The sequence below is a fragment of the Thermomicrobiales bacterium genome, assembly GCA_037045155.1.
Classification (GTDB): domain Bacteria; phylum Chloroflexota; class Chloroflexia; order Thermomicrobiales; family CFX8; genus JAMLIA01.
The window spans coordinates 260683-273622 of the sequence record JBAOIG010000003.1 but is presented as its reverse complement, the minus strand read 5'-3'; the positions used below and the strand labels follow the sequence as shown (position 1 = coordinate 273622).

The window sequence follows — 12940 nt, the reverse complement described above, 5'->3', positions numbered from 1 at the left end:
TGCCGATAAGCTACTCGCGGCTGTTGTCTGCGTCCAGCCCGATCACGTGAACGGCAGCTTCTGGCACAAACACCCGAGACTGACCGCCTGTCCCGAGCTTCAGCCGGCCGATCTCTCCGCGCGATACACCAACCTCCAGATGTCCAGCCCCGATCGCCACGACGATCGTTGCTCTGGTGCCGTAGTCGAGCACATCGACGATCTCGCCTGATAGTTCCGTGCCTCGCTCGCCGGCTGGGGCGTCACTGGTAAGCAGGCGCAGGAGGTCGGACCTGAGCACGACGTCGACCTGTCCCTCGTGAACCTGACGAGGGCTCCGAAGCCGGCCGACGGGCGTTTCGACACGCATTCCGCTCGCATCGCGCGACGCGACACCGGCGAAAATGTTCCGAGCCTGGACGAGCTCGGCAACCACCCGGTCGGCGGGCGTCGCGAGAACACGAGCGACACGATCGACCTGGCGAAGCCGGCCATCCACCATGATCGCCATTGTCGAGCCGACAGTCACCGCCTCTTCGAGGTCGTGAGTCACAAAGACGACCGGCACGCCGAGGTCGCGTTGGATCACCTGAAGGAGCGATCGCAACTCCAGCCGGGTCGGCGCGTCCAGCGCGGCAAGTGGCTCATCCAGCAGCAGCGCCTCCGGGTCAGCAGCAACGGCCCGCGCCAGCGCGATTCGTTGCTGCTGACCTCCCGAGAGCTCGCCGGGTCGGGCCGTTGCTCGGTCGCCGAGCCCAACCACGTCGAGCAGCTCACGCGCGCGAATGCGAGCTTCGGCCGGCCGCAAGCGGCGGCCAGCGGTCATCGGATAGGTGATATTGTTCAGCGCGCTGAGGTGCGGGAACAGCGCGTAATCCTGGGGCACGTAACCGATCTTCCGTTGACGCGGGTCGAGCGAGAGCCCGCGTTCGGAGTCGAGCAGCACGCGCTCGCCGAGTCGGATCTGCCCCGCGTCGACCGACACGACGCCGGCGATCGCGCGAAGAAGCATCGTCTTCCCTGCCCCAGAAGGGCCGAACAGAACGAGGATGCCGTTCTCGACCGACAGCGTGACGTCGAGCTCGAATGCCGAGACGCGCTTTCGAACGCGGATATCAAGCACGCGGCCGGACCTCGGTGGCCGCTACCCCGCCGCCGTGCCGGACCAGCAGCTTGAACAGCAGCAGCACACTGAATGAGACGACGACGAGAATGATCGACAACGCCAGCGTCGAGTCGAGTCGTCCCGACTCGAGGGTCTCATAGATCGCCAGCGGCATCGTCTGCGTGCGGCCGGCGAAGTTCCCGGCGAACATCAACGTGGCGCCGAACTCGCCAAGCGCTCGCGCCCATGCCATCACCGCCCCGCCCAGGAGCGCCGGCAGAGCCAGCGGAACCGTAACGGTTCGAAAGATCGTCAGCCGGCTTGCGCCGAGCGTTGCCGCAATCTCTTCCAGACCGGAATCCACCGACTCGAATCCCGCGCGTGCCGAGCGGACGAAAAACGGCGCCGCAACAAATGTCTGAGCAAGGATCACTGCCAGGGTCGTAAATGGGATCTCGATTCCCAGCCCCGATAGAAACGGCCCAGCCACCCCGCGCCGGCCAAATGCCATCAACAGGGCAACACCGGCCACGGCAGGCGGCAACACCATCGGGAGATCGACCAGCGTATCAAGCAGCTGATGTCCTCGAAATCGATACCGCGCCAACAGGTAGGCTACCGGTGTGCCGACGGAAATCGAGGCAAGGAGCGTCACGGATGTCGTGATCAACGACAACGTCAGCGCCTGGTGGACGATCGGATCGTCGAGCGCGCGAGACAGCGCGCCGGACGGGACCCCGCGGATGAAGATCGCGGCGATGGGGAGGCCCAGGAATACGAGTAGCGCCAGGCTGGCGACGATCAGCGCCGCGCGAGCCGGCGGGAACAGCGACAGGCGGCTGGCCGGCCGGAGCGCATCGTCGCGTTCGACTGGCGCGGCCGCAGCCGGGAGCGTCTCACGCATGGCTGGGACATCCGATCATGCTCGCACCCGTCCGCTCGCACGATCCAGCCATTCCAGCAGCGCGACATTCTGCGCGAGTCGCATCTCGATAACGAGCCGGCGGAATTCGTCCTCTTCCGAGTCAAGCTGCTCGCGCAGTGACGCGACGAAGCGACGACAGACATCGCGCTGCCTTTCGACAAGCCCCTCAGCATCCCCTGAGCCTGGCATCCGGGCGACGTACAGCTTCAACAGGAACGCCAGGCGGAGGTCTCGCGTACGCTCTACGGGCTCGGCCAGCCAGCGATCAAGCGTCTCGACGCCCAGATCGGTCAGTTCCAACATCCGTCTCGCCGGCCGCGAGCCCTGCTGCTGAACGGTGGAACGCACTAATCCATCGCGTTCGAGCTTCTTGAGGTTCGCGTACAGCAGGCTCGGCTCGAGACGGACTATGTCGCCAAGGACAGTCTCCGGCAAGAACTCACGAGTCAGGTCGTAGCCATGGCGCGGCCCCTGTCGCAGGAGGCCCAGCAGCACCATCTCCACAGCCACAGGGCACCATCCTGTCTGCTATTCAGCGGCTGACTATTCTTGATTATAGTACGAGACTCCCACTGCGTTGCTGTTGACCAGCGGCGCGTTTCCTGCGACGGTATCAGCAAGGGACGTCGCCGGAGCGCCGTCCGACACGAAAGGCGCCTGCGGGATGGAAGCCTCCGTTCGTCTCGGGTCGATTCGTGGCATCCGGATCGGGATCCACTACAGCTGGTTCATCGTCCTCGTTATCTTTTCGTACCTGCTCGCCGAAGGACAGTATCCAAACCAGTATCCCGGGTGGACGACAACACAGTACTGGGTCGTTGCGGTCGCGACCGTTATCCTCCTCTTCGCCTCGGTGCTGGTCCACGAGCTCGGTCACTCGTTCGTCGCACAGGCGCGCGGGATTGAGGTCGTTGGAATCACCCTGTTTATCTTCGGCGGAGTCGCCGAGATCGCAGAAGAGTCAGACGAGCCGGGCGGGGAGTTTGCGATCGCGATCGCCGGCCCGCTCACATCGCTCGGCCTGTCGGCGATCTTCGGTGGCCTCTGGATGCTGCTCCACGGCACGAATGCGCAGGTCAGCGCGCTCCTGGGCTACCTCGCCGTCGTCAATGCAATCCTCGCCGTCTTCAACCTGATCCCCGGCTTCCCGCTGGATGGGGGCCGTGTGCTACGAGCGATCCTCTGGAAGATCACCGGCGATGTCCGGAAGTCGACACGGATCGTCTCGGTGATCGGCACGTTCGTTGGCAGTGTCTTCTTCGTCCTCGGCATTTTCGCCGCGCTGAGCGGCAATCTCATCAACGGGCTCTGGTATCTGGCGCTTGGGTGGTTCCTGCAGAACGCTGCCAGCTCGGGGTATCGGCAGGTCGAGCAGGAGGAGCTGATCAAGGGCCACGTCGTCTCGGAGGTGATGGATCCCGCTCCGCTGACCGTCCAGGGAGGATTCACGGTCGCAGAACTGGTGCACGACTGGTTCCTTGCGCGCAACGTTCGCGGAGCGCCTGTCGTCACGAACGACTGGTTCGAGGGTATCGTCACGATCTCCGACGTCCGCCACGTCCCGCGCGATCGTTGGGAGGAGACGCTGGTGAAGGACATCATGACCCCCCGCGACAAGGTCCAGTCGGTGACGCCGGATGCCGGAATCGACGTGGCGCTGCGGACGATGTCCGAGCATAGCTTCGACCAGCTACCGGTGATTGCCGACAGGCAGCTCGTCGGATTGTTACGCCGCGCCGATCTGGTTCGATTCCTGCACTTGCAACAGACGTTGATGTCAGACAAGCAGCGCACCAGTCGCGCCTCCTGAGCGCTGCGATGAACATCGACTCTGGCCGCCGTTCCAGACGGCTACTGGACGCCTGGCGATCGCCCGCTGAGGGGTAGTCCGGCTACCAAATCTGACAAGCAGTTGATACCGTTGTCCCGGCGCGAATTGGAAAGCGCGTGGCACAGGAGGGTATTGATGAGCGATCGGTCATGGGGTGGCAACACGATGTCGGGCAAGCTGGAGCGCGTGCTTGTCTACCCACCGGTGCCGCCCGACCCCTCGGTGTCGTGGGAGGAGTTCGGATATCTCCACCCGCTCGATCATGATCTCGCAGTGCGGGAGCACACCGCGTTCCGTCGGATTCTCACCGACGCGGGCATCGAGGTCATCACTGGCGAGATCGACGACGCGAAGCTTCAGGACGGCATCTTCGGCTACGATCCCGTCTTTACAACGAACGCCGGCGCGATCCTGACCCGGATGGGCAAGCCGCTCCGAGAGGCGGAGGTCGACCTGGCGGAGCGGACGATGCAGGAGATCGGTGTCCCGATCGCGGGCCGGATCGTCGCGCCAGGCACCGTTGAGGGTGGCGACTGCCTCTTCATCGACGCGAACACACTCGCGATCGGTCGCGGCTACCGGACCAACGAATCTGGCATCCAGCAGATGCGGGAGATCCTGGCGTCATCCGGGGTTGAGGTCATCGGTTATGACCTGCCGTACTGGCATGGGGCCGGCGAGTGTCTGCACCTGCTTTCCATGATCAGTATGATCGACGATGACCTGGCGATCGTCTACAAGCCGCTGATGTCGGTTGCCCTTGTCCAACTGCTGGAGGAGCGCGGCATTACGATGGTGGAGATTCCCGACGAGGAGTTCCCGACGCAAGGATGCAACGTCCTGGCTCTCGGGCCGCGCCGCTGCGTGATCCTGCGTGAGAACACTGTCACCGCCGAGCGTTTGCGCGCGGCAGGTTGTGAGGTCATTACCTACGCGGGCGACGAGATTTCGCACAACCGAACGGGCGGCCCGACATGCCTCACACGCCCAATCTTGCGATTGGAACGCTAGAGTAGCCGCATTCTGCCCCCACGCTGTCTCAGGTTCGGTACACTTCGCTGGGCCCCGACGGGGTCGAAGCGATCTGCTCGCCTGTGACCAACGCGCTATGGCGCTGGCCGCCACCACACCAGCTTGGACGATCATCGCCTATGTCAACTGCTTCATCGCCAATTCGCCGATTCATCGATAGCGCGGGCCGAAGCCGCACAAATGGCGCGCCAGCAGCCGAGCACGATGCACAGCTAATCCGCCTGGAACGCATTGCGTGGGCTGCCGCAGCGACGATCCTGCTGCTGTTTCTCGTCAGCATCATCGGGGTTCAGCTTGCGGGGCGCGGCGAGGTTCGATCGGGAGTCCACGCCCTCGGCGTGGATCTCAGTGGCATGAACCGCCAGCAAGCGGCTGAAGCGCTCACACTGGCCGCGAACACGCACACTTCACAGTCGTTGACATTGGCAGATGGCGACCGTGCGTGGACGATCACTGCCGCGAACCTGGGGCTCGTTATCGATGTCGACGGTATCGTCGATGACGCGCTTTCTACTGGCCATACAGGCTACGGCCCCACCCGACTCGCCATCCTCTGGCGATTCAAGTCCGAACCATACGTCGTTGGCGGAGATCGCCTGTCAGTCGACCAGGATCGGCTCAGTAGCCAGCTTGCATCGCTGGCCGGGGCGATTCAGCAGACCCGCGTCGATGGACAGCTCGCAGTCGATTCAACCGGTATCACCTGGGTTGCGCCAGTGACCGGGCGCGCGCTCGATACGCAGAACACGAAGGCCGAGATCATGTCGGCGCTGGCCAACGGTCAGACTGAGGTCGCCCTCGTCATTCACGAAGATGCGCCGCCGGTCTCCCTGGCTCAATACATCGATGCCCGCGACCGGCTGCACCGCGTCTGGGATGCGCCGATTGAGTTGGTCGCTGTCGACCAGACATGGCCACTCACACCCGACCAGGTCAGCAAGCACATCACGATCGTGCAACCAGTTGGCGGCAATCCTGCACAGCTGAAGATCGACAAGAAGTGGGTTGACGCTGTGGTCCAGGAAATCTCGATCGGGGTCGACGCTACGCCGCAAAGCGCGCGGGCATGGTGGGGCGACGGTGGCCGGCTGGTGAAGACACGCGATGCGAAGGCCGGGCATACGCTCGACGCTGACAAGTCCGCAGCCCTCATTCAGGCCGCGACGACCGGCGAGAGCGACTCCAATCGCGTCGAGCTCCCGGTCGCAACGATCGCCCCCCCGACGCAGCCTGCTGACTTCGGCGCCATCGATGTATCGACGATTCTCGCCAGCTCCAGCACAACCTACGGAGGCGGGCTACCGGAACGCAGCCACAACATCGAGCTCGCGGCATCGCTTCTGAACGGCGCGCTGGTTCTACCGGGCCAGACGTTCTCGTTCAATTCCGAAGTTGGCCCGACAACAGTCGAAGCAGGTTGGCAGATAGCCTACGGAATCGCCGAGAGCAACGGCCAGATCACGACTGTGCCGGCCGAGGCCGGCGGCATTTGCCAGGTCGCCACCACCGTCTTCCAGCCGGTCTTCTTCAGCGGCTTCCGCATCGACGAGCGGGCGAGCCATTCGTACTGGATCCCCCGCTACGCCTATCAGGGCAACGTCGGCATCGACGCGGCGGTGGAGTCAACCGTCGGGCTCGACATGCGATGGACCAACGATGGACCAAGCCCAGTGCTCCTTGAGGTCTATGCCGACGGCGAGGATCTGACGGTCAATCTCTACGGAGCGCCGTTGCCGTGGCGCGTCGAAGTTGATCCACCAATTATCACCAACGTCGTCACCGCGGACCCGACGGTCCACTACCAGGAGACCGATACCTTGCCGTCCGGATCGCAGCGCGCGATCGAGCATGCGCAGGATGGCTTCGACGTGACAGTCACACGTCGGGTGATTCAGGGGGACAACGTCGTTTCCGAGAACTTCTCGACGACCTACGCCCCTGCGCAGAACGTCGTGTTGGTTGGCATATGATCGGGCCGGACGGGCAAGGGCTGGAGATCCTGAAGACACTGGCAATTCTGTGACTAATGGACACTCCAGGCCGGAAGGTTTGGTTATACTAGCCACACGTGAGCGGATCGAGCGGCCCCGGGAGCGACGGCGGTTTGCTGTGCGCACTGGAACCGGATGGGCCACGGCCGGCGGCGCTCGCCGACGGCATTACAAGCATTTGGGAGGCAGCAGCGGATGAGCGGACAGACGCTCCTGACGGTGATCCTGGTACTCGCTGTCCTCGCCTGGCTTGCCCAGCTGGTCTGGCTATTCCGCTACGCCGAACAACAGCACGCTGATCCGTTTCGCGTCGTCTCCGGCGCGGCGATCTTCTTCATCGCAGCGGCGCCGGTCGCAATGCGAAGCCCCGGCCTTGTCGAGCGGCTGGCTGATTTCTGGGACCGGCTGTTCGGCGGCCGGCCACAAGCCGTCGCCGTCCCGCGTGTTCCAGCCCGATTGCTGATCAACGGTGAGCAGCTTCCGCTGGATCAGCCGCGCACACGTATCGGCCGCTACCCGAACAACGAGATCGTTCTCGACCACTCGACTGTCTCCGCCTACCACGCCGAGATCATCGAACGGCCCGATGGACGACACGAGATACAGGATAACGGAAGCCGAAACGGCACGCGGGTCAACGGAGACATTGTCACGAATCGCATCCTCAAGGAGGGTGATCTGATCACCCTCGGCGCGGCATCGATGCACTACCTCGGCCCATCCAGTCGGGAATCACAGGCTGCGATGGCGGCAGATTATCGACGGCGCGACCCGCAGCACGACGACGCGGATCCCTACGATCATCGCTGATACCCCGACTGTCCATCGACTCGAGCCGGGCGGCTAGCAATACCAGCCGCGTCGCGTATCTATTGAACGGCGGCATGTGGACGTAAACCACTAGACGCCCTCCAGGATTGGCGATCAATCTCGTGGATTTCGATCTCATTTCGAAGTTATTGTCGATTATCGCGATCGACCTCGTCCTCAGCGGCGACAACGCGGTCGTCATCGCCATGGCCTCGCGGCGCTTGCCACCCGCGCAGCGCAAGAAGGCGATCATCTATGGTGGTGGCGGCGCGGTCGTTCTGCGCATCCTCTTCACGATCGGCGCAGCGCTGCTGCTCGGTGTTCCGCTACTGCAGGCTATCGGCGGTTTGCTGCTGATCTACATCGCCATCAAGCTCATCCAGCCGGCCAGCTCAGATCACAGCGGCGTCCAGGCAGCCGACACACTCGGCGCGGCGATCCGAACGATCATCATGGCCGACATCGTGATGAGTCTCGATAACATGCTGGCCGTCGGCGGGGCAGCCCACGGCCACATCGGTCTACTGATCTTCGGCCTGATGCTTTCGATCCCGATTCTCCTGTTCGGCAGCAGTGCCATCGCGCGACTGATTGACCGATACCCGTGGTTGAATCTGGTCGGCGCGGCGATCCTTGTCCACACCGCGCTGGAGATGTTCTTCAACGACAAGTACGTCCTCAAGTTCATCCATCTCGACCGGCTGGTTGAGCTTGCCATCATTCTGGCAATCGTTGCCGCAATCGCGGCGCTCGGCTGGCTCTGGAACAAGCGTGCCCAGGACGCACGAGACAAGGCACAACATGGCCGGCCGCTCGATACGACCGAACCAGCTAGCTGACGCGTGACTGACACGCCGTTGGGCGAGCTCCGCGATTGGTTCGACACCTGGGCAGCTTACGTTCGAGCCCGCGACTTCGTCGCAGCGCGAGCGCTCTTTTCGCCGGGGGTCATGGGCTTCGGCACACACATGCGCATCGTCCACGGGCTGGACGCGCTGGAGCGTGACCAGTGGCGGGCCGTCTGGCCAACGATCACCGGATTCACGTTTCTGACCGACGAAATCGAGGGCGGCGTCTCAACCGACAATACGACTGCCTGGGCGATCGTGCCGTGGTCATCCTGCGGCTATGCCGAAGATGGGACGCCGTTCGACCGACCCGGCCGAGCGACGGTTGTCTTCAATCGCAAGAGCAACGGCGAGGGTTGGCGCGCAATTCACACGCACTTCTCCCTCGCCCCTGGAACACCGCAGAAGTCCTGGGGAAACTCCGACCGGGCTTAGGCGCTGATGCCGCAACTCTGGCCGGCCGCTCGGCTCCAGCTCAGCAGCTCATCGTGCTCGTCATCATCGAGGGTGAACATCGTGCCGCAATCCGGGCAAGTGACGACCCAGGTGCAGTCGCCACGCATTTCACACAACTCAGCGACGTCGCCGAAGATTCCCTTTGTGCAGAGATGATCTCGCACTCGATCGATGCTAGACGTAACCGACATACGAACCCCCTTCGCGATTCATATCTCCGCGTCGTCCGAGTGTAACGATCTCTGCACTATCTGACAACATCGTGAATCCATTCACGTATGCGCTAACCTCTGAGCCGGTTCTACTACGCGCGCTGGCGGGCCGGTACCATTGTCTACATGGACGATCAGCCATTCGAGCGGCTAGACTGCGATGCGCGGCGCGAATCGCAGTCCCACTCGCCCGCTGTTTCGACGCCCAGCGGCATCGCTGGCCCACTTGTAATGTGCTACGGGAGATGAAGGGCCACAGTTGAGCGACCTGGCGCTAGCGACCATCATCTTCGTCGTTACCTACACGGTTATCATCACCGAACGCATCGACCGCACGACGGCAGCGGTCGCTGGCGCGTTGATCATGGTGCTTGCAGGCGTCATCAATCAGCAACAGGCGATCGCGGCGATTGACTTCAACACCATCGGCCTGTTGATCGGGATGATGATCATCGTCTCTATCCTCAAGCGAACCGGGATCTTCGCGCATCTCGGGTTCACCGTCGCCCGCTGGACTGGCGGGCGCGTCATGCCGATGCTCCTGACGCTGGCGCTGATGACCGCTGTCGCGTCGGCATTCCTGGACAACGTGACGACCGTGCTTCTGATGGTCCCGGTCACTATCGCTCTCTGCGAACTCCTCGGGCTACCTGCGACACCCTTCCTGATGACCCAGGTAATTGCCAGCAACATCGGCGGCACCGCGACCCTGATCGGCGACCCGCCAAACATCCTGATCGGCTCGGCGACTGGTCTTGACTTCGTCAGCTTCCTGGTCAATCTCGGCCCGATCGTCCTGGTCATTCTCGCAGTCGCTGCGGTCGCCGCCGCGTTCCATTACCGGCATATCGCCCGCACGGATATCGAGCGGCATGCCGAGCTCATCGCCAGCGCTGCTACCCAGCCGATCGAGGATCCCGTCCTGCTCCGGAAGAGTCTTGCCGTCCTGGGCATCACGCTTGTCGGTTTTCTGCTCCACGGCATGCTCCATCTCGAGGCAGCAACGGTTGCCCTGGGCGGAGCCGCGCTGCTACTCCTTATCTCGAGAGTCGAGCCTCACCACGTGTTTCTGGAGATCGAGTGGTCAACGATCTTCTTCTTCGCCGGCCTGTTCGTTCTGGTCGGCGGGATCAAGGAGATGGGGCTGCTCGACCGGCTGGCAACCCATACGATCGACCTCACCGGTGGGAATGTGACATTCACCATCCTGGCGTTAATCTGGCTCGCGGCAGCGCTCTCGGCAGTCGTCGACAATATTCCCGCGGTGACCACGTTGATTCCATTGACGTTCGCTGTCGCTCGATTGCTCTTCCCGGATCTCGCCGGGCTAAGCAATGTCGATCTCGCCCAGCACGCGCAGGTAGCCCCGCTCTGGTGGGCGCTCGCGCTTGGCGCGTGTCTCGGGGGTAACGCAACGCTGATCGGAGCGTCGGCCAACGTCGTCGCCGCGGGAGTCGCTGAGCGACATGGAGAGACGATCTCGTTCTGGGGCTTTACGCGGGTCGGATTGCCAGTAACGCTCGGCAGCCTGATCCTGGCAACCGGCTACATCTGGCTCCGCTATCTCGCCTGATCTCCGGCTATCGTCGTAGCGCGATCGCCCGTTCGATGACCCCATCGTGTGCCTGACGCTCAAACGTATCATCGAGCGCCGCAAGGCTGGCCGGGCCATGACGGCGCTCCAGCGCACGCTCGATCAGCCAGTCGGCCAGCGTCGGATTCTTTGGCAGCAGCGCGCCATGGAGGTAGCAGCCGATGGTGTTGCGGTAGCGAGCGCCCTCGAAGCCGTCCTGGCCATTGTTGCCCCACCCGACCCGCACGCTACCGAGCGGCCGAACGCCTTCGCCAAGGAACGTCTTGCCGGAGTGATTTTCGAAACCGACCAGCGTGCCGAGATCGTCAGTATCGACAACGACATTGCCAATGAACCGCTCGTGGCCGGCCTCGCTGACCACATCGAGCGCGCCGACGCCCGGCAGATCATCGCCATCGAACGGACGGTAATAGCGCCCCAGCAGCTGATATCCGCCGCAGACCGCAAGGACCGGCATGCCGTCCTCGATCGCCTGCTTCAGCGCGGCGCCCTTGTCGCCCTGCATGTCGTGCGAGACGGCGATCTGCTCGCGATCCTGCCCGCCACCCCAGAAGAGGAGATCCCAGGCGTCTGGGTCTAGGGGCTCGCCGAGGCCAACCGTCGCGGCCTGCACATCGATGCCACGCCATTCGGCCCGGCGAACGAGCGCCATCACGTTACCCCGATCGCCGTAGATATTCATCTCCTGGCCGTACAGCCAGCCGATCCGCAGATCCATCCGTGGCGTCCCCCGACTACTGTGCCCAGAACTCCTCGACGACACCGCGATCGGCGAGCGCCTGGCGCAGCTGTAACAACGCGGTGTACGTCAGCAACAGGAAGACGCTTGCGCCCTCCGGGGTCGCGTCAACGATGAGATCGAGCGTCTCATCGAGCGGACGCCCGGCCGTCTGTGCGTCGATCCGGTCGGCGGCGATGCCAGCGTACTTCAACCGAACTGCAAGATCGTACCCGCGCAGGCCGGCAACAATGAACGTCGCGCGATGGCGCGGCTCAGCGAGCACCTCGAAATCGACATCCCACAGCCAGGAAACGTCCCGCCCGTCCGCGTCGAGATCATTGATCGCGATCACTAGCGGGGAAACCAGCGGATCGACGGTGATCGTCCGGAGCACCTCGTTGAAGCCGGTCGGGTTCTTCGAGAGCGCCAGGGTCATCTGCCGTCCGCGGTACGACACGCGCTCCAGCCGGCCGAACGCCGCCTCGAAGCCGGACAACGCACGGGCGATCGGCTCACTCTCCAGGCCGAGAACCCTCGCGGCGGCTATCGCGGCCAGGGCGTTATAGGCGTTGTAGAGTCCTGGCAATGCGACGTCGAACGCGAGATCCCGGGCCACACGACCCGGACGCGCATCGTGAACTTGCATCGACAATCCGCGCATGCCATCTAGCCGAATGTCCGACGCGCTCAGATCGAGTGGCGGGCGACGGTTGCCACACGACGGACAACGCCAGTCGCCGAGGTGCGAAAGGAACAGCGCATCGTAGACCAGCGGCGCTTCGCAGACGCGACAAACCGCCGCGTCCGACGCGTGTGGCAACGAGGAGAGGGTCGAGGTCGACCCGACCAACCCGAACGAGACGACCGTCGCGGGGCAATCAGACGCGAGCGCGGCGAGATTCGGGTCGTCAGCATTGACGACGAGCAGCGTTGTCGGGTCAAGGTCTCGCAGCGCCTCTCGCCAGTGGCGAGCGATTGTCTCCAGCTCCCCATAACGATCGAGCTGGTCGCGAAAGAGATTGAGCAGCACGACAACGCGCGGTTTCGCGCGTCGGAGGACGTCGGGTAGCGCGTTCTCGTCGCTTTCGATGACACCGATCTCAGGGCCACCATCTCCCAGCAACGGCATCTGCTCGGCGAATGCCGCTGAGATTCCACGAACGAGGTTGGAGCCGGAGCGGTTGTGGGCGACAATGCGGCCGGATTCGGCCAGCATCCCCGCCAACATCCTGCTCGTCGTCGTCTTTCCGTTCGTGCCGGCCACGACGATCGTGCCGGCCGGCAGCCTGCCAGCCAGCTTGTCGAGCATGCGCGGATCAAGATAGCCCGCGACGAGGCCGGGCAGCGCGGTGCCACCTCCGCGGCCAAGCCGGCGAATCCCGGCAGTCAGCAGCTTGCTCGTGGTGGTCGCCGCCATGAGACGCGGATCGATCGTC

General features: G+C 63.5%; 13 protein-coding genes. 7 read left to right on the top strand and 6 right to left on the bottom strand.

The genetic code is table 11. The features are described 5' to 3' along the window. Window positions 1-10: 10 nt before the first annotated feature. The 3 genes from V9F06_04340 to V9F06_04330 are packed head-to-tail and all read right to left on the bottom strand — an operon-like array spanning window position 11 to window position 2519. Window positions 11-1102: an ABC transporter ATP-binding protein gene (locus V9F06_04340; GenBank protein MEI2616862.1), complete on the bottom strand. Its 1092-nt coding sequence runs from the start codon at window positions 1100-1102 to the stop codon at window positions 11-13. Next, window positions 1095-1988: an ABC transporter permease gene (locus V9F06_04335; protein MEI2616861.1), complete on the bottom strand. Its 894-nt coding sequence runs from the start codon at window positions 1986-1988 to the stop codon at window positions 1095-1097. Before V9F06_04335 ends, V9F06_04340 begins: the two co-directional genes overlap by 8 nt. A gap of 15 nt (window positions 1989-2003) precedes the next feature. Next, on the bottom strand, window positions 2004-2519 hold the full coding sequence (locus V9F06_04330; protein MEI2616860.1) for a PadR family transcriptional regulator: 516 nt from the start codon (window positions 2517-2519) through the stop codon (window positions 2004-2006). Between the two features lie 154 nt (window positions 2520-2673). On the opposite strand from V9F06_04330, the gene V9F06_04325 reads away from it, so the two are divergent. From V9F06_04325 to V9F06_04300, 6 genes are all read left to right on the top strand, one after another. Next, window positions 2674-3819, top strand: a complete 1146-nt coding sequence (locus V9F06_04325) for a site-2 protease family protein (protein ID MEI2616859.1) — start codon at window positions 2674-2676, stop codon at window positions 3817-3819. 156 nt (window positions 3820-3975) lie between these two features. Continuing rightward, the gene (locus tag V9F06_04320) at window positions 3976-4851 is read left to right on the top strand and encodes an arginine deiminase family protein (GenBank protein MEI2616858.1); all 876 of its coding nucleotides are present in this window, start codon (window positions 3976-3978) and stop codon (window positions 4849-4851) included. 140 nt (window positions 4852-4991) lie between these two features. Beyond that, the gene (locus V9F06_04315) at window positions 4992-6842 is read left to right on the top strand and encodes a VanW family protein (GenBank protein ID MEI2616857.1); all 1851 of its coding nucleotides are present in this window, start codon (window positions 4992-4994) and stop codon (window positions 6840-6842) included. A 216-nt stretch (window positions 6843-7058) separates the two neighbouring features. Then, entirely contained in the window at window positions 7059-7673 is a 615-nt protein-coding gene (locus tag V9F06_04310) for an FHA domain-containing protein (GenBank protein MEI2616856.1), read from the top strand. Window positions 7674-7795: 122 nt separating this feature from the next. Next, complete coding sequence (locus V9F06_04305; protein MEI2616855.1) at window positions 7796-8512, top strand: TerC family protein; 717 nt, start codon at window positions 7796-7798, stop codon at window positions 8510-8512. A gap of 3 nt (window positions 8513-8515) precedes the next feature. After that, window positions 8516-8956, top strand: coding sequence for a nuclear transport factor 2 family protein (locus tag V9F06_04300; protein MEI2616854.1), 441 nt, complete (start codon window positions 8516-8518; stop codon window positions 8954-8956). On the opposite strand, the gene V9F06_04295 is transcribed toward V9F06_04300, so the two are convergent. Further along, window positions 8953-9168 carry a hypothetical protein gene (locus V9F06_04295; protein MEI2616853.1) on the bottom strand — a complete coding sequence of 72 codons (216 nt, stop codon included), beginning with the start codon at window positions 9166-9168 and terminating at the stop codon, window positions 8953-8955. The two genes, V9F06_04300 and V9F06_04295, sit on opposite strands and share 4 nt — an antisense overlap. A gap of 280 nt (window positions 9169-9448) precedes the next feature. Here V9F06_04295 and V9F06_04290 point away from each other — a divergent pair, with 280 nt between their 5' ends. Continuing rightward, complete coding sequence (locus V9F06_04290) at window positions 9449-10762, top strand: ArsB/NhaD family transporter (GenBank protein ID MEI2616852.1); 1314 nt, start codon at window positions 9449-9451, stop codon at window positions 10760-10762. Between the two features lie 7 nt (window positions 10763-10769). Here the strand turns inward: V9F06_04290 and V9F06_04285 are convergent, their stop codons facing one another. Further along, window positions 10770-11501, bottom strand: coding sequence for a glutamine amidotransferase (locus tag V9F06_04285; GenBank protein ID MEI2616851.1), 732 nt, complete (start codon window positions 11499-11501; stop codon window positions 10770-10772). Between the two features lie 16 nt (window positions 11502-11517). Further along, window positions 11518-12921 carry a MurT ligase domain-containing protein gene (locus V9F06_04280; protein ID MEI2616850.1) on the bottom strand — a complete coding sequence of 468 codons (1404 nt, stop codon included), beginning with the start codon at window positions 12919-12921 and terminating at the stop codon, window positions 11518-11520. Window positions 12922-12940: the final 19 nt, after the last annotated feature.

What these genes read in the sequence shown, in the direction of transcription:
- V9F06_04320 (MEI2616858.1), top strand. Translation starts at nt 3,976, where the DNA reads ATGAGCGATCGGTCATGGGGTGGCAACACGATGTCGGGCAAGCTGGAG.
- V9F06_04310 (MEI2616856.1), top strand. Translation starts at nt 7,059, where the DNA reads ATGAGCGGACAGACGCTCCTGACGGTGATCCTGGTACTCGCTGTCCTC.
- V9F06_04325 (MEI2616859.1), top strand. Translation starts at nt 2,674, where the DNA reads ATGGAAGCCTCCGTTCGTCTCGGGTCGATTCGTGGCATCCGGATCGGG.
- V9F06_04335 (MEI2616861.1), bottom strand. Translation starts at nt 1,988, where the DNA reads ATGCGTGAGACGCTCCCGGCTGCGGCCGCGCCAGTCGAACGCGACGAT.
- V9F06_04280 (MEI2616850.1), bottom strand. Translation starts at nt 12,921, where the DNA reads ATGGCGGCGACCACCACGAGCAAGCTGCTGACTGCCGGGATTCGCCGG.
- V9F06_04315 (MEI2616857.1), top strand. Translation starts at nt 4,992, where the DNA reads ATGTCAACTGCTTCATCGCCAATTCGCCGATTCATCGATAGCGCGGGC.
- V9F06_04295 (MEI2616853.1), bottom strand. Translation starts at nt 9,168, where the DNA reads ATGTCGGTTACGTCTAGCATCGATCGAGTGCGAGATCATCTCTGCACA.
- V9F06_04285 (MEI2616851.1), bottom strand. Translation starts at nt 11,501, where the DNA reads ATGGATCTGCGGATCGGCTGGCTGTACGGCCAGGAGATGAATATCTAC.